Consider the following 20,737-nt stretch of genomic DNA (forward strand, 5'->3'; position numbering starts at 1 on the left):
GTTCCTCCCGTTTTCTTGTCTACTTGGAACCCGCCTTGAACAACGCCTCGATGACGCGGAGGTTCGCCACGGCATCCTCCAGCGGATAGTCCGGCGCCAGCCCGCCCCTCAGCAGCCGGGCGAAGTCGGCCGCCTGGAGGGCGTACTGATCCACCGCGTCCATGTCCTCCGCCACGGCCGACGCGTCGGCGTGCCGGCTTCCGTCGTCGACCAGGATCCGGCAGGGCCGGTCCGGCGGCGCGTTGAACGGGATCAGCACCTCGATCCGCCCCCGGCTGCCCAGGCAATGGACCCGCTGGTAGGGCACCATCCGGGTCGAGACGGTGAAGCTCGCCTGCCCTCCCCCGGGAAACGCCATGAGGGCGGAGGTCAGGACGTCGATCCCCAGGTCCGGATCGCGCTCGACCAGGGCCGCGACCCGCTCCGGCTCGGCGCCGAACAGCCAGCGCGCCAGCATGACGGGATAGCAGCCGATATCGTACAGCGCGCCGCCGCCCTGCTCCGCGCTGTTGCGGATGTTGGCCGGATCGGCATTGTGGTAGCTGAAGGTGCAGGTCATCGCCAGGAGCGTCCCGATCCGCCCCTCCCGGATCAGCTCGCGGACCCGCAGCCACTGGGGATGGTGGCGGACCATGAAGGCTTCCTGGATCAGCCGGCCGGTGCGGTCGCGCGCGGCGACCAGCGTCTCGGCCTCCGCTGCGGTCAGCGCCAGCGGCTTCTCGCACAGCACATGCTTGCCGGCATCGGCGGCCCTGATCGCCCAGGGCACGTGCTGGTCGTTGGGCAGCGGGATATAGACCGCCTCCACGGCATCGTCTGCCAGCAGCGCCTCGTAGCCGCCGTAAGCCTTCGGAATGCCCAGCCGCGCGGCACAGGCCTGCGCGCGGCCGGCATCGCGGGACGCGATGGCGACCACCTCGGCGGTATCGGTTCGGCGGAAACCGGGTATCACCTTCTCGACGGCGATCTTCGCGGTGCCCAGGACACCCCAGCGCACGGGTTCCATGACGGCCTTCCCTCCCTGAGTTTTTCGTTCTTTGCCACAGATGACGGCGATGGGCTCAGATGAATGCTTATCTTTATCCATCGCCGTCATCTGTGGCCAAGAAACAGAAGTCGAACACTCCGAAGCTTCAGCCCAGCCGCCGGCCGTCCTCCGGATCGAACAGCGACACCCGCCCCCCGTCCAGCATCACCGGCAGCGGCGCGTTGCGCTCGATCCGCTGGTTCGGGGCCATGCGGGCGGTGACCTCCCCAGCCCCGGTGGCGAGCAGAACATACATGTCGGGGCCGGTCGGCTCGGCCATGATCGGGCGCGCCTCGAACGATCCCCCGCCGCCGCCCTCGGCGATGCGGATATGCTCCGGCCGGAAACCCAGCGTGATCGGCCTGCCCTCCCCCGACCCCGAGGGCGGCGCCAGCCCCGGCAGCGGGATCGTGGCGCCGCCGCAGACCAGCCCGACATGGTCGCCCGCCGGCCCCAGCCTCCCCTCCAGGAAGTTCATGGTCGGCGCCCCCACGAAGGACGCGACGAACCGGTTGGCCGGCCGGTCGTAGACCTCCTCCGGGCTGTCGCACTGCTGGATCCGCCCCTGGTCCATCACGACGATCCGGGTCGCCATGGTCATCGCCTCGATCTGGTCGTGGGTGACATAGACCATGGTCCGCCCCACCCGCTCGTGCAGCCGCTTCAGCTCGATCCGCATGTCGGCGCGCAGCTTGGCGTCCAGGTTGCTGAGCGGCTCGTCGAACAGGAAGACCTTGGGCTGCCGCACCAGCGCGCGGCCGATCGCGACCCGCTGCTGCTGGCCGCCGGACAGCTCGGACGGGCGCCGGTCCAGCAGGTGGCCGATCCGCAGGAGCTGGGCGACCTCCGCCACCTTGCGCTCCACCTCGGCCTTCGGCGTCCCCCGCATGCGCAGGCCGAAGCCGATGTTCCGGCGCACCGACATGGTCGGGTAGAGCGCGTAGGACTGGAACACCATCGCGATGTCCCGCTCGTCCGGCTCGAGTTTCGTCACGTCCCGTCCGCCGATCAGGATGCGCCCGCCGGTGGTCGGCTCCAGCCCCGCGATCATGTTCAGCAGGGTGGACTTGCCGCAGCCCGACGGCCCCAGCAGGACCAGGAACTCGCCGTGCTCCACCTCCAGGTCCAGGCCGTCGATGATGGTCAGGTGGCCATAGCTCTTGCGCACGTCTTCGAGGGTCACGCCGTTCATGGGTTGGGTCCTCATCCTTTGACGGCGCCGGCGGCGATGCCGCGCACGAACAGGCGCCCGGAAAACAGGTAGACCAGGACGGTCGGAAGGGCCGCGAGCATCGTCGCCGCCATGTTGACGTTGTATTCCTGCTCGCCGAACTGCGATCCGACGAGGTTGTTGAGCGCCACCGTCACCGGCTGGCTGCCGCGCCCGCTGAAAGTCAGCCCCAGCAGGAAGTCGTTCCAGATGTAGGTGAACTGGAGGATCACCGCGACCGCGAACACCGGCAGCGAGAGCGGCAGCATGATGTGCCAGAAGATCGCCAGGAACCCGGCCCCGTCGATCCGCGCCGCCTTCATCAGGTCCGCCGGCACCGACTGGAAGAAGTTGCGGAACAGCAGGGTCACGAAGGCCAGCCCCCAGACCACGTGGACCAGCACCAGCCCCGGCACGGTGCCGAACAGCCCCAGTTCCCGCACCAGCACGATCATCGGGTAGAGCGTCACCTGCGGCGGGATGAACAGCCCGATCAGGACCGCCGCGAACAGCAGGTTGGCGAAGCGCAGCTTCCACAGGCTGAGCGCGTAGCCCGTCAGCGAGCCCAGGCCGACCGACAGGAACAGCGCCGGGAACACGATGACGAAGGAATTGACGAACTGCCCCGACAGCCCGCCGCTGCCGCCGTCGCGCCCGGCCCAGGCCTTGCCCCACGCCTCCAGCGTCGGGGCCTGCGGCAGGGCGAACAGGCTGCCGCCGCGGATCTCGTCCATCGGCTTCAGCGAGGTGGAGAACATGATCAGCAGGGGCGCCATCATGGCGAGCGCCGCCGTGCCGAGCAGCAGATACAGGACGACCCGCTGGTAGCGCATTACCGTGCCCCCCGGCTCTTGTGGATTTCCCGGTACAGGTAGGGGCCGATCACCGCGACCACGGTGCACAGCATCATGAAGGCGCCGGCGGCGCCCAGGCCCAGCTCCTGCCGGTTCAGGATATGGTCGACCACGAACCGCGCCGGCAGGTCCGACGCGAAGCCCGGCCCGCCGCCGGTCAGCGCGACGACCAGGTCGAACGACTTCATCACCAGCGCCGACAGCAGCACGAAGACGGTGAAGAACACGGGCCGCAGCATCGGGGTGACGATGTCCGTATAGACCCGCCAGGTCGGGATGCCGTCGATCCGCGCGGCCTTCCAGACGTTGGGATCGACGCCCCGAAGCCCCGCCAGGAACAGCGCCATGCACAGCCCGACCTGCTGCCAGATCCCGGCGATGGCCAGGGTATAGATCGCCCGGTCCGGCTGGACGATCCAGTTGAAGACGAACCCTTCCCAGCCCAGGTCCCGCACCGCGTCCTGGATGCCGAACACCGGGTTCAGCATCCATTGCCAGATCAGGCCGGTCACGATGAACGACATGGACAGCGGCAGCATGAACACCGTCCGGAAGAACCCCTCGGCCCGGACGCCCCGGTCGATCATGATCGCCAGCGCATAGCCCGCGACCGTGCAGCCCGCGATGAACAGCGTGCCGTGGATCGCCAGGTTCTCCATGGCGGTCCACCAGCGGGCGCTGGCGAACAGCCGGCGGTACTGGTCGAACCCGACGAAATCATAGACCGGCAGCAGGCGCGACCGGGTCAGCGAGATCACGAAGGTCCAGACGATGAAGGCGTAGAAGCAGACGATCGTGATGACCGCCGCCGGGATAAGGGCGATCCGCGCCGCCGTCAGGGGCGCCAGCCGCCATCGGGGCCGGACGGCCGGCGCGCCGCCGTCGGCCATCAGGATCGCCGGCCGGCTCTGTTCTGCATGGGACATGGGAATGCTCCATCGCCGGCCCGGAGGATCACCGGGCCGGTCATGCGATCGGAAGGCCGGGGCGCCCTAGCGGGCGTCCCCGATGGTCTGCACGAACAGGCTGCGCCCCTGTTCCGGCGTCATGGAGGGACTGTTCCAGAACTGCGATATGGCGTCGTCGATCGCCCCGGAGACGGCGCTGGAGACGCCGAACAGCCCGGTGCTGACCAGATGGGTGGCGGGGTCCTTGATGGTGGCGATCGCCAGCTTGGCGCAGCTGTCGAAGCCGGGATCGGTCACGTCCGTGCGGACCGGGATCGACCCCTTGCGCCGGTTGAAGGCGATCTGGACCTGCGGGTCCATGATGACCTCGGCCATCAGCTTCTGGGCCGCCTTGACCTGCGGGTCCGACGTGGCGCCGAACGAGAAGGCGTCGACCGCCATGATGTAGGCCGCGTCCTTCGCCGGGGCCAGCATGCAGCCGACCGCCGTCCCCGGCTCGATCCCGGCCGCCACCAGCTCGCCCTTGGCCCAGTCGCCGGTGAACTGGAAGGCCGCGTCGCCGCGCATCAGCATGGCGGTGGCCTCGTTCCAGCGGCGGCCCGGGCTGCCCTCGTCCACGAAGCCGCGCAGCGCCGCGAAGGTGCTGAACGCCTCCAGCATCGCGTCGGATTCCATCGCCGCCTCGTCCAGGTCGCCATAGACCTTGGCGTAATGCTCGCGCCCGCCGACGCCGAGCAGCACGGTGTTGAACAGCACCCGCTCCTGCCAGGGCTGGCCGCCCAGGGCGATCGGGGTCACGCCCGCCGCCTTCAGCCTCCCGGCGGCCTCCAGGAATTCCGGCCAGGTCTTGGGCACGGCCACCCCGGCCTTCTCCAGCACGGCGGTGTTGTAGAACATCCAGTTCTCGCCGTGGATGTTCAGGGGTGCGGCGATGTACTTGCCGTCCTCCTTGGCGATCCGGGCGATCAGGGGCGGCAGGACCGCGTCCCAGCCGCCGGCCGCCGCGACCTCCTGGACGTCGCCGACGAAGCCCTGCGCCGCCAGCTCCTTGAGCTGTTCGCCGATCGAGAACTGGAAGATCGCCGGGGCGTCGTTGCCGATCATGCGGTTGACCGCGGCGGCCCGGGCGTTGGCGCCGCCGGCGATCGGGGTGTCGTTCCAGGTCCCGCCGCGCGCGGTGAAGGCGGAGCGGACCTCGCCCAGGGCGGCGGACTCGCCCCCCGACGTCCACCAGTGCAGCACCTCGGCCGTCTGGGCCGTGGCCGCCGGCGCCGCGAGCCCGGTCGCCACAGCGACCGCCAGCCCCGTCCCCAACCCTGTCATCAGCATGGAAACACGCATCCGGACCCTCCCTGAATCGATCCGCCGTTTTGGATCGTAACGTTTCGATTTTCGGCAAGTATGACCTTGAGCCGATGATTGTCAATGCAGAAAACGCCCTTGTCAGCTCTCTTACCCGGCGTTACCATCGACATCGTAACGTTACGAATTTCGAACGCGCCGCAGCGGCGTGCCAGACCGGGAGGGTTCCGCGATGCTACGTTTCCCCGAGGGGTTCGTGTGGGGAGTGTCCACGTCCAGCTACCAGATCGAGGGGGGAGCGCCGGACGACGGGCGCGGCCGGAGCATCTGGGATACCTACTGCGCCACGCCGGGGAAGGTCGCGAACGGCGACGACGGCTCGGTCGCCTGCGACCATTATCACCGCTACCCCGAGGACCTGGACCTTCTGCGGACGCTGGGCGCCTCGGTCTACCGCTTCTCGATCATGTGGCCCCGCGTGATGCCGGAAGGCACCGGCCGGCTGAACGAGAAGGGCCTCGACTTCTACGACCGCGTGGTCGACGGCCTGCTGGAGCGCGGCCTGCGCGCCTGGCCCTGCCTGTACCACTGGGACCTGCCCCAGGCGCTCCAGGACCGGGGCGGCTGGACCAACCGCGACAGCGCCTCCTGGTTCGCCGACTATGCCGAGGTCATGGCCCGGCGGCTGGGCGACCGGGTCGAGAACTGGGTGACCTTCAACGAGCCCAGCGTCTCCGCCTGGATCGGCCACGAGGAGGGCCGGCACGCGCCGGGCCTGACCGACCCGCGCGCCGCCGTGCGGGCCGCGCACCACATCAACCTGGCCCACGGCCGGGCGGTCGCGACGCTGCGCGACCTGACGCCCCGGGCCGGCGTCGGCTTCGTCCTGCCGATGCACAAGGCCCGCCCCCTGCCCCGGTTCGCCGAACGCGACGCCCATCTGGCCGATTTGTTCGAGGACAAGTGGAACGGCGTGTTCCTGGACCCGGTCTATTTCGGCCGCTACCCCGCCTCGCTGGCCGACCGCTTCGCCGAGCACGTCGCCCCCGGCGACCTGGAGGAGATCAGCCGCCCGGTCGATTTCCTCGGCGTCAACCACTACTTCCCCAGCTATGTGGAGGCGGCGTCCGGCGAGGCCTGGCCGTTCCGCCATGCCGAGCCCCCGTTCTATTTCCGCCGGACGGAGATGAACTGGGCGATCGACGGGAGCGCCTTCTACGAGGCGCTGATGATCCTGAAGCACCGCTACCGCAACCCGCCGGTCTACGTGACCGAGAACGGCGGCGCCTTCCTCGACTGCATGCAGGCCGACGGCCGGGTGGACGACCAGGACCGGATCGCCTACTACAAGGACTATCTCGCCAACCTGCACCGGGCCATGGCCGAGGGGGCCGACATCCGGGGCTTCATGCCCTGGTCCCTGCTCGACAATTTCGAATGGGCGCGCGGCTACGACAAGCGGTTCGGTCTGGTCCACGTCGATTACCGCACGCAGAAGCGGACGCCCAAGGCGTCCTTCGACTTCATGCGCGCCGTCATCGCCGGCAACGCTTTGCCCGGGGGCCAGTTCTGAGCTATGCGGAAGGCCAACGGACACGGCGCTGGAGGACTGGGCGTGACGGCGAGGCGGCAGGCCAATCTCAAGACCCTGGCGGACCATCTCGGCCTGTCGGTCACGACCGTCTCGCGCGCGCTGAAGGACGGGCCGGAGGTGCGGCCGGAGACCATCGCCCGGGTCAAGGAGGCCGCGGCCTCCCTCGGCTACGTCCCCAATGTCGGCGGCATCCACCTGCGCACCGGCAGGACGATGAAGGTCTGCTCGATCCTGTTCGCGCCTGAGGTCGGCGACTACGGCGATCCGGGCTTCCTGGCCCAGGTCGAAAGCCTGTCGGCGGGGCTGGAGGTGTCCCACTACAACCTCCTCGTCCTGGCCCAGACCGGCAGGCAGACGCCGCTGGAAGCCGTACGCAAGGTGTATGAGCAGCGCATGGCCGACGCCGTCGTGTTCTCCCGCACCCTGCCGCTGGACGAGCGGGTGCGCTACTGCCTGGAACGCGACTTCCCCTTCGTCAGCTTCGGCCGCACCGAGCTCCAGACGCCCCACGCCTATGTGGACCACGACGACGAGGGGGCCGTGTTCGACGCGGTCACCCGCCTCGCCGCCGAGGGCCACCGGCGGATCGCCCTGATCAACCCCTCGGGCGGCCTCACATATCTCGGCTACCGCCTGCGGGGCTACCAGCGCGCCCTGGCCGAGGCCGGCCTGCCCTGGGACCCCAAGCTGTCCGTGGTGGCCGACCTCTCGGTCCGGGCGGCGCGCGAGGCGGCTCGGCGCCTCGTCACCGAGGGCGGGGCGGCCACCGCCATCATCTGCGCCAACCAGATGTCGGTGGTCGGCGTGCTCGAAGGGCTGATCGGCTGCGGAGTCGACACCATCCGCGACGGCCTGCCCGTGGTGGGATTCGGCGGCATGCCGTTCCGCATGCTGTCGGAGCAGAAGGTGATCTATTACTACCAGCCCCAGCGCCGCGTCGGCGAGATGCTGGCCCACCACACCCTGGCCCTGCTGGAGGGCCGGCCGGCGGAGACCCTGGCCACCGTCCTCCCCTATGTCCGCATCGACGACCTCCGCCGCTTCCGCGACAGCGAGGACGTGACCGGCGCCTGAGGGCGTGCCGAAACCGCCCGCCTCCTGTTTCAGCCGGGAACGCCCGCGAACAGGAAAGGACCGACGATGACGGACGATCGGAAGGCGACGCCGGGATCGAAGCAGCACGCCGAGGAACCGGCCGAGGTCCGGAAACCCACGATAATCGCCGGCTCCGGACGCGGCGGCCTCAGCGGAGGTGCCGATCCGGGCTCCACGGGCTCCGGCATCGCCGGCAGCGACGTCGATGTGGCCGGCATCGGCGGAAAAGCCACCCGCCCGGCACGGGAGCCGAAAGACTAAGGACTTTATTCCTTACAAAAGTCCCGCTACACTGTTCCCGGCGCTCTGGTGCCGGATCTTTTAACCTTGAATAAGTCATGGAACACTGACACCCCGGTGCTGTCCACGGCTGTCCGGCGCGATAATTGCCGATCAAAAAAGTTGCTTTTCGAGCGGCATGTTCTTCCTTTTGTCGTCATGCCCGGACTTGATCCGGGCATCTCCGGCCACGGAGCCCCGGTGAGATCTGCGACAAGATGACCGGGTCAAGCCCGGTCATGACGAAAAAGAGGTGTTACCGCCGCCAATCAAGACCTTTGAAGAGCAATCACTGTGCCGGACAGCCGTGGATGCCGACGCCCCTCCGGGCTGGGGCCGGCCTGCACAGGTCCGGTATACGCCACCACGAATGATGACAAATGCGTCCCCTGCCGGGGGGAGGGGTGTCGTCATTCCGCCGGGGCTATTGCTTGTCCTTCCCCGGCTCCGCCATGCGGCGGTGCATTCCGGCCAGGACGCCCGACGGCGTCACCGACGCGATGGCCGTCTGAAGCTTGTTGTGCCAGCCGCTGACCACGTCGCCCTCGCCCTTCATCATCGCCTTGAAGCCGATCTTCGCGACATCGGAGGGATCGTCCTTCTTCTGCTGTCCGACCCTGGGTGTCCATCATGTCGGCCCGTTCGAAGAAGTCGGTCTCGGTGGCGCCCGGCATCAGGCAGGTGACCGTGATGCCGTCATGACGTTTGCTGACGTTTGCGGCCGTCACCGGGCGTCGGCATCGCCCCCGGCCGGCGGAATTCCGGCCTGCCGAAATCCGGCGTTCGCCGATACCGCTATCACGTTTGATGACGAATGCGGCTCTTACGGGGAGGTGCCACGCCCTCGTTCGCGCAAGTCGGATCGTCTCGGCAACTGGCGCGTTTCCTTCCCCGTCGGCGCCGCCGCCTTGCTTTGGCCCGCCCGCCGGGCCACGCGGCGCCGACCCCATGGCCGGGGAGTTCACGAAGCCATAACGGGAGGGACAATCGAGCAATGAGCAGCACCACGGCAACGACTGAGACCTATCCGGTCGTCGACGACGATCCCTACCATCTCACGCCGGAAGGGATCATGGAGCCCCCGGTCGGGTGGGCGCACAGCCTCAAGCACCTCGGACCGGGACTGATCCTCAGCGCGTCCATCGTCGGCTCGGGCGAACTGATCGCCACCACCACGCTCGGCGCCCAGGCGGGCTTCGCCCTGCTCTGGATGGTCATCTTCAGCACATTGGTGAAGGTGGCGGTCCAGGTCGAACTGGCGCGGTGGACCATCTCGACGGGCCAGCCGGCCCTGACCGGCTACAACAAGGTGCCGCCCAAGATCGGCCGGGTCGGCTGGATCAATCTTCTCTGGGTGCTGATGGCGCTCTCGAAGATCCTCCAGATCGGCGGCATCGTCGGCGGCACGGCCGCGGCCTTCAGCATCCTCATGCCGCTGGGCGGGGATCCGCTCGGCACCCTGTCGCTGACGATCTGGACGGCGATCGTCGCGGCGTCGGCCATAGCGTTCCTCTACTCCAACAAATACAGCCTGATCGAGCGGGGCGCCGTGCTGCTGGTCGTGGTGTTCAGCATCGCCACGGTCGTGATCGCGGTCGGCCTGCCCTTCACGCCCTACGGCTACAGCACCTCCGACATCCTGGGCGGGCTCGCCTTCGCGGTGCCGGCCGGCACCATCGGCGCCGCCATCGCCATGTTCGGGATCACCGGCGTCGGCGCCGACGAGCTGACCTTCTACACCTACTGGTGCGTCGAGAAGGGCTATGCCCGCTATGTCGGCCCGGCCGACGGCAGCGAAGAGTGGGTCCGCCGGGCCAACGGCTGGATCAGCGTGATGTACAAGGACGCCTTCGTGTCCTGGCTGATCTACACCTTCGGCACGCTGGCCTTCTTCATCATGGGCGCTTCGGTGCTGAAGCCCCAGGGCCTCGTGCCCCAGGGCAACGAGATGATCGTCACCCTGTCGCGCATGTACACCGACACGCTGGGCGAAGGTGTCGCGATCCTGTTCCTGGTCGGGGCCATCGCCGTGCTGGGCTCGACCCTGTGGGCGGCGGTGCCGAGCTGGTCGCGCATGTATGTCAACTTCCTCTCGGTCATCGGGTTGGTCGACTGGCAGAACACGCAGTCCCGGATCAAGTGGATCCGCGTCTTCACCGTCATCCTGCCGATCCTGTGGGGTGCCGCCTACCTGTTCATCCGCTCGCCGGTGCTGATGGTCCAGATCGGCGGCGTCATGACCGGCGTCTTCCTGCTGGGCGCCGTGGTGGCGGTCTGGTACCTGCGCCGGACGGAGACCGACCCGCGGATCTACGGCGGCGGGCTGTTCAACATCGTCCTGATGATCAGCAGCGCCGCCATCGTGCTCCTCGGGGTCTACACCGCCCTGAGCGTCTTCGGCTTCTTCAAGTGAGGTGAAAACCGGCGGGCCGGGACGAACGGGGGCCGGGGTTGTTTAGCCTTGGCTCATTCCGCCGTCCCGGCCCGATCCACTTGAGAGAAAATGACGCTTCACCAGGGTTTCGCCTTCGCCATCGTCATCGCGATGATGGCGCTTTTCGTCTGGGGAAGGCTTCGCTACGACGTCGTCGCCATGCTGGCCCTGTTCGCTTCCGTCGCGGCCGGCATCGTCCCGGCGGAGGACGCCTTCTCCGGCTTCGGCGACGAGGTCGTGATCATCGTCGCCGCGGCCCTGCTGGTCAGCGCCGCCGTCGCGAAGTCCGGCGTCACCGAGCGGCTGATGCAGCCCCTGGCCCCCTACCTGCGCACCACCCGGTCGCAGGTCTTCGTCCTGGTCCTGGCGGTGATCGTGCTGTCCACCTTCATCAAGAACGTGGGCGCGCTGGCGATCCTGATGCCGGTGGCGTTCCAGATCGCCAAGCGGACGGGGACGCCGCCCTCCCGGCTGCTGATGCCGCTGTCCTTCGGCTCGCTGATGGGCGGGCTGATCACCATGGTCGGCACCTCGCCCAACATCATCGTCTCCCGCGTGCGGGAGGAGATCGTCGGCCAGCCCTTCCAGCTGTTCGACTATGCGCCGGTCGGGCTCGGCATCGCCGCGCTGGGGCTGGTCTGCATCACCCTGACCTACCGGCTGCTGCCCGCCGACCGGCGGGGCGGCGCCTCCCTGGACGCCGCGATCAACATCGAGAACTACGTGGCCGAACTTCGGGTGCCCCCGGACTCGCCGCTGGTCGGCAGCGTCGCCCGCGACGTGACCGCCCTGGCGGAAGGCCCGGCGACGTTGACCACCGTGGTCCGCGAGCGGTTCCGGCGCTACAAGCCGACGCCGATGCTCCGCCTCCAGGCCGGCGACGTGCTCCTGCTGGAGGGGGAGCCCGAGGCCCTGGAGCGGGTGGTCGCCCGCGGCGGGCTGGAACTGGCCGGCCAGGACGCCGGGGCCGCGGCCGACGGCGACACCGTCGGGACGATCGAGGGGGTGGTGACCGCCGATTCCGCGCTGGTCGGGGAGACGCCGGCCCATATCGACCTGCGCGGCCGCTACCAGGTCACGCTGCTGGCGATCAGCCGGAGCGGCCAGCGCATCACCCAGCGGCTGCGGTCGGTCCGCTTCCAGGCCGGCGACGTGGTCGTCCTGCAGGGCCGCTTCGACGTGCTGCCCGACAGCCTGACGGCGCTCGGCATCCTGCCCCTGGCCGAGCGCGACCTGGCGCTGGGACGTGGACGCCGGCGCTGGCTGCCGATCCTCGTCCTGGCCCTGGCGATGGGGGCGGTCGCCGTCAAGCTGGCGCCGGTCGCCTTCGCCTTCTTCGGCGCGGCGCTCGCCCTGCTGCTGACCCGGACGCTGTCGCTGCGCGACGCCTACGAGTCGGTGGAATGGCCGATCCTGATCCTGCTGGGCGCGCTGATCCCGGTCAGCGAGGCGGTGCGCACCACCGGCGCCACCGACCTGATCGCCGGCTGGCTTTCGGTGGCCGCCGGCGCCCTGCCGCCGATGGGAGCGCTCTGCCTGATCCTGGTGGTGGCGATGGCGGTTACGCCGTTCCTCAACAACGCCGCCACCGTCCTGGTGATGGCGCCGGTCGCCGCCAGCTTGGCGGGGAAGCTGGGGCTCGCCCCCGACCCGTTCCTGATGGCGGTTGCCCTGGGGGCGGCCTGCGATTTCCTGACGCCGTTCGGCCACCAGTGCAACACGCTGGTCATGGGTCCCGGCGGCTACCGGTTCGGGGACTACTGCAAGCTGGGAATGCCGCTGTCGATCCTGGTGGTCGTCGCCGGCATCCCCCTCATCGCGCTGGTCTGGCCCCTGGGCTGATGTCCGTGCACGGTAATTTCGATCGATCAGCGGTAGGTCGGCCTTCGCCCGCCAGGGCGAACGCCGACACCCCGCATCAACGATCCGGCCACGCTGTCGGCGTCGGCCTTCGGCCGAGGCCGACCTACGGCACCCCGCTTCGCCCATGGGACAGGGGCCCGCAAGACACAGGAAGGAAACCATGAAGGTCGCCGACTTCATGACCCGCCACGTGGAATTCGTCGAGCCCGACGCCACGATCCAGGAAACCGTGATCCTGATGGGGGAGCTGGACGTCAGCGCGCTGCCCCTGGGCGACCCGGCGGATCTCAAGGGGATCATCACCGACCGCGACATCCTCTACCGGGTGGTGGCCGAGGGGAAGGACCCAAGGCGGACACGGGTGGCGGAGGTCGCGACCCGGCTGGTCTTCACCTGCCGTCCCGACGACCCGCTGATCACCGCCATGGACCTGATGGCGTCCCACAATATCCGCCGCCTGCCGGTCGCGGAGGAAGGCGCCGGCGTCGTCGGCTGGCTGACCCTGTCCGACGTCTCCCGCCGGCTCCTGGTCGAAAGCGAGGTGGTCCAGAACGGGCTGCGCGACCTCACCGACCGGCTGGGCGGAAACGAGCCGGCCTGACGGTCAGGCGGAGGGGCGGAACCGCTGCTCCAGGCTCGTCACCAACTCGTCGGAGAGCTGGAGGCGGGCCGCCAGGTAGCGCAAGTAATGGTGGTTGACGGGATTGCGCCGGTCGACCGCCATCAGCGACGCGGCATAGAACAAGGCCGCCGTCTGCACGTCCCGCACCTCGCGCAGCACCTCGTTCAGCGGTCTCTGCCCCTCGAGCGCCGCGTCCAGCACGCCTCGGTCCGCCGCGTCGGGGTTCACCAGGGACAGCATCCCCTCGATGCGCTCCCGCTCCCGCCCGTCGAAACCGCCGTCCGCCTGGGCCGCCGCGACCATCGCCCGGATGAACAGGTCGACCTGCGCCCGGTCCAGCCGGCGCAGGTCCAGGACGAAGGGGAACAGCAGCTGGTACCGGTTCCTCAGCCAGGCCAGCAGGACCTTCTCCGACAGGATGCAGACCAACCCCGGATCGGGGCCGGCGGACCCATCCGTTTCCGCGGTCCCCACTTCCGACGCCGCCGGAGCCGCCTCCGGGGCCGGGATCGGGGCCGGAGACGGCTCCTCCTCCCGGCCGCCACGCCCCAGGGCGGAGCGGACCAGCGTGCTCAGGAACTCCGTGGCCGCGGTCATGACGCCGAGGCCAGCGCCGCGTCGATCTGCGACAGCAGGCGGGAGAAGTCTATCGGCTTCGGGTGATAGTCGTCGCATCCGGCCTCCAGCGCCTTGTCGCGGTCACCCGACATGGCGTGGGCGGTCAGCGCGATCAGCGGCACTCCCGCGGTTTCCGGATCGGCCTTCAGGGTGCGGGCGGCGGTCCAGCCGTCCATCACCGGCAGGTTCATGTCCAGCAGGACGACCTCGGGCCGCTCCCGGCGGGTCTTGTCCACGCCTTCCCGGCCGTCATGGGCCAGGATCACGTCATGGCCCCGCCGCTTCAGGCGGCGCGACAGGAAGTCCCAGATCTCTTCGTGGTCTTCGACCAGCAATATCCTAGTCATCGGTTCCCTTGGGCTGCGGCACGATCGGTTCCGGACGGCCGGCCCGCCCGGACGCGATCATGCGAAGTTCAGCGAGCAGTTCCTCCTCGGAACCCGCCTCGTCGGTATGGATGATGTCGCGCACTTTCCCCTGCAACCGCTCGCGTTCGGTTTCCGTCACGCCGCCCTCGGTCAGGGCTATGATCGGGATCGACCGGCCCTCCGGACGCCTGCGCAGTTCCTGGATCAGGCCGGTCGCATCGCCCGGCGCCTCCAGGTCGACCAGGATCAGGTCGGGACGGGCCTCGCCGGCCCGCTCGAGGGCGGAGGCGCGGTCCTCCGCGTCGATCACGGACCAGCCCTCCTTCTCCAGGAGCTGCCGAAGCTCGCCGCGCGACACCGGGTCGTGCTGGACCAGCAGCGCCCGGCCGGCGATCGCGCGCCCGCGGTAGCGGTCCAGCACGTTCTTCAGGCGGGTCCACTGGACCGGCTTGGTCAGGTAGTCCGCCGCCCCCAGCGAGAAGCCCAGCCGCTTCTCCTGGACCATCGTGACCATGATAACGGGTATGTCGGCCAGTTCCGGGTCGGCCTTCAGCAGCGACAGCACCGCCCACCCGTCCGTCCTAGGCATCATCACGTCCAGCAGGATCGCGCAGGGCTTCAGTGCCTTGGCCAGCCGCAGCCCCTCCTGGCCGTCATGGGCGGCCTGGACGCCGAAGCCCTCGCGCGTCAGGAACCGGGAGACGAGGTCCCGCGCATGGGGATCGTCGTCGATCACCAGGACCAGGTTCCGCTTGCCCTCCGACGCCGGCGCCCCGGCGGTATCGGCGCCGTCCGCGGCCTCGGTCCGGGAGGCCGGCTGGACGTGGGACCGCATGTCCGCCGGCAGCCGGACCGTGAAGACGGTACCCTCGCCGGGCTCGCTGTCCACCTCGATGTCGCCGCCCAGCATGATGCAGAACGCCTTGGTGATCGCCAGGCCGAGCCCGGTGCCGCCGAAGCGCCGCGTGGTCGAGGCGTCCGCCTGGCTGAACCGGCGGAACAGCTTGGCCAGCGCCTCGGGCGTCATGCCGATGCCGGTGTCGGCCACCCGGAACTCCAGCCAGTCCTCCTCCTCGACGCGGACGCGGTCCACCGACAGCGCGATCCGGCCGCGCTCGGTGAACTTCGCGGCGTTGCTCAGCAGGTTGAACAGGCACTGGCGGATCTTCACCGGGTCCGAACAGGCCTGCCCCAGGTCGGTGCCGCACCGGACCTCCAGCGCGTTGGACTTCTTCTCCATCAGGGCATGGACCGTGTCGGCGACCTCCGTCACCAGGGGCGCCACCTCGAACGCCTCCGGGTAGACCTCCATCCGGCCGGCCTCGATCTTGGAGATGTCGAGGACGTCGTTGATCAGCGACAAAAGGTGGCGGGCGTTGCCGTTGATCTTTCGCAGGTCTTCGAGCATGCTCTCCACGCCAAGGTCCTCGGCCTCCTCCTCCAGCATCTCGCAATAGCCGATCACGGCGCTCAGCGGGGTGCGCAGCTCGTGGCTCATGTTGGCGATGAACTGGCTCTTGGCGAGGTTGGCTTCCTCCGCCGCGTCTCGGGCGGCGGCCAGGTCGGCTTCGGCCCGCTTCCGGTCGGTGGTGTCCCAGGTCACGCCGATCAGGGTCAGTGTCCGTTCTATGGCGTTGGCCGTCACCACGCCGCGCGCCACGGCCCAGCGGACCTCGCCCGACGGCAGCAGGAGCCTGAACTCGACGTCGTATTCGCCGTGCTCGCGCCGCGCGGTCGCGATGATCCCCTCGATGCCGGGCCGGTCCTCGGGGTGGACCCGGTCGAGGACCTGAAGGCCCAGGATCGTCTCGTCCGGGCCGAAGCCGAAGATCTCGCGGAGCCGCGCGTCGGCGTCGATCCGGTCGTCGTGCAGGTTCCACGACCAGGTGCCGATCCGGGCGCTGCGCAGGGCCAGTTGCAGGCGGCGCTCCGCCTCGACCATGCGGGCCTCGGCCTCGCGCTGCTCGGTCACGTCGGTGTTGGTTCCGAGCCAGCGCACGACCCGCCCGCGCCGGTCGCGCATGGGCAGCGCCCGCGACAGGAACCAGCGGTACCGGCCGTCGCGGCCGCGCAGGGGGAAGGTGTCCTCCCAGGGCTCGCCCGCCTCGATGCACCGGCGGAAATGCTCGGCGACGCGGTCGACATGGTCCGGGTGGTGGACGGACCGCCAGTTCCACCCCTCGGTCTCGCCCGGCTGGACGCCGGTGAACTGGAACCAGCGCTGATTGTACCAGTAGATGGCCCCGTCCACGTCGGCCATCCAGGCGAGCTGCGGGATCGAGTCCGCCAGGATGCGGAACTGGGCCTCGCTTTCGCGGAGAGCCTCCTCGGCGCGGCGGCGCTCGGTCGCGTCGTGGGCGACCTTCAGGAATCCGCGCAACGCGCCCCGGGCATCGTGGAGCGGCCGGACGGAGCCTTCGGCGAAGAAGAGCGTGCCGTCCTTGCGGACGTGCCACCGCTCGTCGGCCGAGAAGCCGTTGTCGCGGGCCCCCTGCAGTTCCGTCCTGTGGGCGCCCTTTTCCCGGTCCTCGGGCGTGAACAGGACGGAGGTGTCCTGCCCCAGGATCTCCTCCGGCGCCCACTGGAAGATCGACCGCGCGCCCATCGGCCAGGAGGTGATGCGGCCCTGCGTGTCGGTCATGAAGATGGCGTGGTCGCGGATGCCCTCCAGCATCAGGTTCTGCTGCTCGTTCCGCTCGTGGTAGGCCGCCTCGACCCGCGCCCGGTCGATGGCGCCGCCGAGCAGGTTCGCGAAGCCCTGGAGGAAGGCGGCGTCCGCCGTGTCGAACTTGCCCTCCTCCCGGCTGTCGGCCTCCAGCACGCCGAACGGCTCGGTCTCGCCCCGGATGATGACGTTGATCGCCCGGCGGACGCCGTGCTCGATCAGGAGCTTCGGCGTCCGGAAGCGCGCCTCCCCGCTGAGATGGTTGGAGATGACGGGCTCCCCGGTCTTCAGGGCGTAGCCCGCCGGGGAAGCGAGGTCGGCGCCGACCAGGGCCTGCCCCACCACGCCCGGCGCCCAGCCGACGCCGGCCCGGACGATCAGCGTGTCCTCCCCGTCCTTCCCCGGCACCCGCTCCAGCGCCTTGCACAGGTCGGTGCGCAGCCCTTCCGCGCAGAGGCTGGTCGCCTCCTGCAGAAGGGCGCCCACGTCGGTGGTCCTCAGCGCCGTCATGCCGAAACGGGCCAGCAGCTCGTGCTGGCGCTCCCGGTAACTCAGCTCCGCGGCGAGTCGGCTGTCCGGGTTGGCGGAGAGGGGCATGGACGACATTCCGGGATAGCTCGCTTCGATAGTGTCAGGTACCTGCTTCAACAGCCTTCAGGCGTCTTCATCCTCCTTCAGCAACCCGATGACGTGCTTTGCCACCAGTTCGGAGGACTGCGGGTTCTGGCCGGTCACCAGCCTGCCGTCCACGACGGCGAAGGGCTGCCAGTCCGGCCCCCGGTCAAATTGGGCGCCCAGGTCCTTCAGCCGGTTCTCCAACAGGAACGGAACCGTCTTCGCCAGGCCGACCGCCTCCTCCTCGGTGTTGGTGAACCCGGTGACCCGGCGTCCCTGGACGAAGGGACGGCCGTTCAGCATGGTGACGCCGGTCAGGCAGGCCGGGCCGTGGCAGACCGAGGCGACGACCTTGCCCTGCTCGGCGGCGGCGACGATCATCTCCGCCAGCTTCGCGTTGCCCGGATAGTCCCACATGGTCCCGTGGCCGCCCGGCATGAACAGGGCCGCGTAGTCCTCTCCGGCCAGCTCGTCGACCGCGGACGACGTCCGGGCGAGCCGCATGGCGTCCTCGTCCGCCAGGAAGCGGCGGACGGATTCCGGGACCTCCTGCTGTTCCGCCGGCTCCTCCCCGGTCGAGCTTCCCGCCTCGGCCGGGATGCTGGCCGGGTCGAACGGGATCTCGCCACCCCGGATGGAGGCGAGCATCACGCCCAGGCCGGCATCCTTGAGCGCGTAATAGGGCGTCGACAGCTCCTCGAGCCACAGTCCGGTCTTCTTGCCGGTATCGCCCATCTGCGAATGGGACGTGGTGATGATCAGGACCCTCTTGGACGGCATGGAGGCTCTCCCAGGTTGGACGGTGAAGACATAACGGAACAATTCCGCGCGGGTTTGGGCCGGGCCGCCGGGAAATTTTTGTGAACGGGGAAAACGTGACGGTTCGGCCACGGGCATGTTGAAGAGGCCCCTTGAATTCTCACTCCGATTCACACGTGAGGAGCCCAGACATCGTGACGGCAGCCCTTGAGAACGGTCCCACCCTGTCCCGGGGCAGCGACCTCCCCCTCGGATCGCCGGTCGGCGCGCTCTCCGAGTCGATCGTCCCGGCATCGCAGCGGCCAGCGCAGACCCCCTTGCCGCGGGCCCCCCTGCCGCAATCCGACGTGGCGGTGGATTGTGGCTGGGGCCGGCTGATCCTGGGCCAGACCTTCGGCGATCCCGCCGGCATCGTCGCGGCCCTGCGGGCCGAGGGACCGGGGCGGCGCGACATCGCTGCCTATATCACCGATCCCCATGTCATGCTGGCTCTGGCCCCGCAGGAACTGTTCCTCGACCCCTCGCACACCTTCCGGCTGGATCTCGCCGCGGCGTCCCCCGACGAGCGGGTGCCGGTCGGGTTCACGGTGAAGCCGCTGGAGACGGCGGCCCAGATCCGGGAGGTCAACCGCATCTACGCATCCCGCGGCATGCTGCCGGCGCCCGACGACTTCCTCCTGGCGCACCGGAACAGTCCGCACCTGACCTATCTGATCGCGGTGGACGGCCGGGACGGCGGCGTGATGGGCGCCGTCGGCGGCATCGACCATGCCGAAGCGTTCGGCGATCCGGAGAACGGCTCCTCGCTGTGGTGCCTGGCGACCGATCCCCAGGCGGCCTATCCCGGCATCGGGGAATGCCTGGTGCGCGCCATGGCAGACAACTTCAAAATGCGCGGACGGGCCTTCATGGACCTGTCTGTCATGCACGACAACGCCTGCGCCATTGCGCTCTACGGGAAGCTGGGCTTCGTCCGCGTCCCGGTCTTCTCGATCAAGACCCGCAACGCGATCAACGAGAAGCTCTTCATCGGGCCGCAGGCCGAGACGCCGCTCAATCCCTACGCCACCATCATCACCAACGAGGCCCGGCGGCGCGGCATCGCGGTGGAGGTGCTGGATGCCGAGACCGCCTATTTCCGGCTCAGCTTCGGCGGCCGGTCGATCGTCTGCCGGGAGAGCCTGTCGGAACTGACCAGCGCCGTGGCGCTGAGCCGCTGCGACGACAAGGCGGTGACCCGCCGCGCCCTGGAGAAGGCGGGCCTGCGGGTGCCGCCCCAGCGCCGGGCGGGCGATCCGGCGGACGACAAGGCTTTCCTGGCGGAGCATGGCCGGGTCGTGGTCAAGCCGGCGCGCGGCGAGCAGGGCAAAGGCATCACCGTCGACGTCCGCTCGGTCGAGGTGCTGGAGCGGGCGATCGCGTCGGCGAAGGCCCATGCCGACACGGTCCTGCTCGAGGCGTTCATGGAGGGACAGGATCTCCGTATCGTGGTGATCGACTACAAGGTCGTCGCCGCGGCGATCCGCCGCCCGGCCGAGGTGACCGGCACCGGCAAGCACACCATCGCCCAGCTGATCGAGGCCCAGAGCCGGCGGCGCGCCGCCGCCACCGGAGGCGAGAGCCGGATCCCGCTCGACACCGAGACGGAGCGGTGCGTGCGCGACGGCGGCCACGGGATGGACGACGTGCTTGCCGAAGGGGAGCGGCTGTTCGTGCGCAAGACCGCCAACCTGCATACCGGCGGCACCCTGCACGACGTGACGGCGGCGCTGCATCCCGCCCTCGCCGAGGCGGCCGTGGCGGCGGCGCGGGCGCTCGCGATCCCGGTGGTCGGGCTCGACCTCCTGGTGCCCGATCCGGGCGGGCCGGATTACGTGATCATCGAGGCCAACGAGCGGCCCGGCCTCGCCAACCACGAACCGCAGCCGACGGCCGAACGCTTCGTCGACCTGCTTTTCCCGCAGACGGCCATTTGATCGATCAATTCAGACGGAAGGCATCTTCATGGCAACGAAACATCAACCGCAGGGTACCGGGGACGTCCTGGTGCGCGGCCTCCTGGCCGGGGTCGCCGGCGTCGCGGCGATGACGCTGGCGGAGAAGCTGGAGCAGGCGGTGACCGGCCGCCCCAACTCCTACGTCCCGGCCCACACCCTCGAACGCCTGCTGGGACTGCCGGAACGGCCGGACGGCGAACGGCTCGGCCTGAACTGGACCATGCACTGGGGCCAGGGCATCCTGCTGGGCGCGGTGCGCGCCCTGATGGCCCGCCATGGCGTCCGCGGCCCGGTCGGTTCCTTCATCTTCCTCAATCTCAGGCTGATCAACGACCAGAGCCTGGAGAACGCGACCGGCGTCGGCGCCCCGCCCTGGACCTGGCCGAGGGACGAACAGGTAATCGACCTCCTGCACAAGGCGGTCTACGCCTACGCGACCGGCTTGGTGGCCGACCGCTTGGTCGAGATCGACGATGCGGCACGCGAGGGCCGGTCGCAAAGGGCTCCCTAGGATCAGGGATTCGGCA

Annotated in this window: 17 protein-coding genes and 1 pseudogene; 8 read left to right on the forward strand and 10 right to left on the reverse strand. The window is 69.2% G+C overall.

Annotation, left to right across the window (positions count from 1 at the left end; translation table 11 throughout):
* Positions 1-19: 19 nt before the first annotated feature.
* The 5 genes from JL101_RS34005 to JL101_RS34025 all read right to left on the reverse strand — a co-directional run bounded on the left by JL101_RS34005 (position 20) and on the right by JL101_RS34025 (position 5,340).
* Positions 20-1,006 (reverse strand): Gfo/Idh/MocA family protein, encoded by a 987-nt coding sequence (locus JL101_RS34005; RefSeq protein WP_203101019.1) that lies wholly within the window; start codon positions 1,004-1,006, stop codon positions 20-22.
* Positions 1,007-1,133: 127 nt separating this feature from the next.
* Entirely contained in the window at positions 1,134-2,219 is a 1,086-nt protein-coding gene (locus JL101_RS34010; protein ID WP_203101018.1) for an ABC transporter ATP-binding protein, read from the reverse strand.
* Positions 2,220-2,230: 11 nt separating this feature from the next.
* Complete coding sequence (locus tag JL101_RS34015) at positions 2,231-3,070, reverse strand: carbohydrate ABC transporter permease (protein ID WP_203101016.1); 840 nt, start codon at positions 3,068-3,070, stop codon at positions 2,231-2,233.
* Positions 3,070-4,017, reverse strand: coding sequence for a carbohydrate ABC transporter permease (locus tag JL101_RS34020; RefSeq protein WP_228435659.1), 948 nt, complete (start codon positions 4,015-4,017; stop codon positions 3,070-3,072). The genes JL101_RS34015 and JL101_RS34020 overlap by 1 nt, the downstream gene beginning before the upstream one ends.
* Before the next feature lie 66 nt (positions 4,018-4,083).
* Positions 4,084-5,340 (reverse strand): ABC transporter substrate-binding protein, encoded by a 1,257-nt coding sequence (locus JL101_RS34025; protein WP_228435660.1) that lies wholly within the window; start codon positions 5,338-5,340, stop codon positions 4,084-4,086.
* A gap of 193 nt (positions 5,341-5,533) precedes the next feature.
* On the opposite strand from JL101_RS34025, the gene JL101_RS34030 reads away from it, so the two are divergent.
* The 3 genes from JL101_RS34030 (at position 5,534) to JL101_RS34040 (ending at position 8,251) form a co-directional block, all read left to right on the forward strand.
* Entirely contained in the window at positions 5,534-6,874 is a 1,341-nt protein-coding gene (locus tag JL101_RS34030) for a GH1 family beta-glucosidase (RefSeq protein ID WP_203101014.1), read from the forward strand.
* Between the two features lie 42 nt (positions 6,875-6,916).
* The gene (locus tag JL101_RS34035) at positions 6,917-7,969 is read left to right on the forward strand and encodes a LacI family DNA-binding transcriptional regulator (protein WP_228435661.1); all 1,053 of its coding nucleotides are present in this window, start codon (positions 6,917-6,919) and stop codon (positions 7,967-7,969) included.
* A gap of 66 nt (positions 7,970-8,035) precedes the next feature.
* Positions 8,036-8,251, forward strand: coding sequence for a hypothetical protein (locus JL101_RS34040; RefSeq protein WP_203101010.1), 216 nt, complete (start codon positions 8,036-8,038; stop codon positions 8,249-8,251).
* 442 nt (positions 8,252-8,693) lie between these two features.
* On the opposite strand, the pseudogene JL101_RS34045 reads toward JL101_RS34040, so the two are convergent.
* Positions 8,694-8,973, reverse strand: a pseudogene (locus JL101_RS34045) (SDR family NAD(P)-dependent oxidoreductase); the annotation flags it as partial.
* A gap of 290 nt (positions 8,974-9,263) precedes the next feature.
* Here JL101_RS34045 and JL101_RS34050 point away from each other — a divergent pair.
* The 3 genes from JL101_RS34050 to JL101_RS34060 all read left to right on the forward strand — a co-directional run bounded on the left by JL101_RS34050 (position 9,264) and on the right by JL101_RS34060 (position 13,167).
* The gene (locus JL101_RS34050; RefSeq protein ID WP_203101008.1) at positions 9,264-10,682 is read left to right on the forward strand and encodes an Nramp family divalent metal transporter; all 1,419 of its coding nucleotides are present in this window, start codon (positions 9,264-9,266) and stop codon (positions 10,680-10,682) included.
* 90 nt (positions 10,683-10,772) lie between these two features.
* Complete coding sequence (locus JL101_RS34055; RefSeq protein WP_203101005.1) at positions 10,773-12,545, forward strand: SLC13 family permease; 1,773 nt, start codon at positions 10,773-10,775, stop codon at positions 12,543-12,545.
* Between the two features lie 181 nt (positions 12,546-12,726).
* Positions 12,727-13,167 (forward strand): CBS domain-containing protein, encoded by a 441-nt coding sequence (locus JL101_RS34060; protein ID WP_228435662.1) that lies wholly within the window; start codon positions 12,727-12,729, stop codon positions 13,165-13,167.
* A gap of 3 nt (positions 13,168-13,170) precedes the next feature.
* Here the strand turns inward: JL101_RS34060 and JL101_RS34065 are convergent, their stop codons facing one another.
* From JL101_RS34065 to JL101_RS34080, 4 genes are read right to left on the reverse strand one after another with little or no spacing between them, the layout of a single operon-like run.
* On the reverse strand, positions 13,171-13,785 hold the full coding sequence (locus JL101_RS34065; protein ID WP_203101003.1) for a DUF533 domain-containing protein: 615 nt from the start codon (positions 13,783-13,785) through the stop codon (positions 13,171-13,173).
* Positions 13,782-14,153 (reverse strand): response regulator, encoded by a 372-nt coding sequence (locus tag JL101_RS34070; protein ID WP_203101001.1) that lies wholly within the window; start codon positions 14,151-14,153, stop codon positions 13,782-13,784. The genes JL101_RS34065 and JL101_RS34070 overlap by 4 nt, the downstream gene beginning before the upstream one ends.
* Positions 14,146-17,436: a PAS domain S-box protein gene (locus tag JL101_RS34075; protein WP_228435663.1), complete on the reverse strand. Its 3,291-nt coding sequence runs from the start codon at positions 17,434-17,436 to the stop codon at positions 14,146-14,148. The genes JL101_RS34070 and JL101_RS34075 overlap by 8 nt, the downstream gene beginning before the upstream one ends.
* A gap of 57 nt (positions 17,437-17,493) precedes the next feature.
* Complete coding sequence (locus JL101_RS34080; RefSeq protein ID WP_203100997.1) at positions 17,494-18,234, reverse strand: type 1 glutamine amidotransferase domain-containing protein; 741 nt, start codon at positions 18,232-18,234, stop codon at positions 17,494-17,496.
* Between the two features lie 173 nt (positions 18,235-18,407).
* Here JL101_RS34080 and ngg point away from each other — a divergent pair, with 173 nt between their 5' ends.
* Both ngg and JL101_RS34090 read left to right on the forward strand, forming a co-directional pair.
* Positions 18,408-20,189 (forward strand): N-acetylglutaminylglutamine synthetase, encoded by a 1,782-nt coding sequence (ngg, locus tag JL101_RS34085; protein WP_407697469.1) that lies wholly within the window; start codon positions 18,408-18,410, stop codon positions 20,187-20,189.
* Between the two features lie 109 nt (positions 20,190-20,298).
* Positions 20,299-20,721: a hypothetical protein gene (locus JL101_RS34090; RefSeq protein ID WP_323374760.1), complete on the forward strand. Its 423-nt coding sequence runs from the start codon at positions 20,299-20,301 to the stop codon at positions 20,719-20,721.
* Positions 20,722-20,737 lie beyond the last annotated feature (16 nt).

Origin of the sequence: Skermanella rosea (assembly GCF_016806835.2) — a bacterium.
Classification (GTDB): domain Bacteria; phylum Pseudomonadota; class Alphaproteobacteria; order Azospirillales; family Azospirillaceae; genus Skermanella; species Skermanella rosea.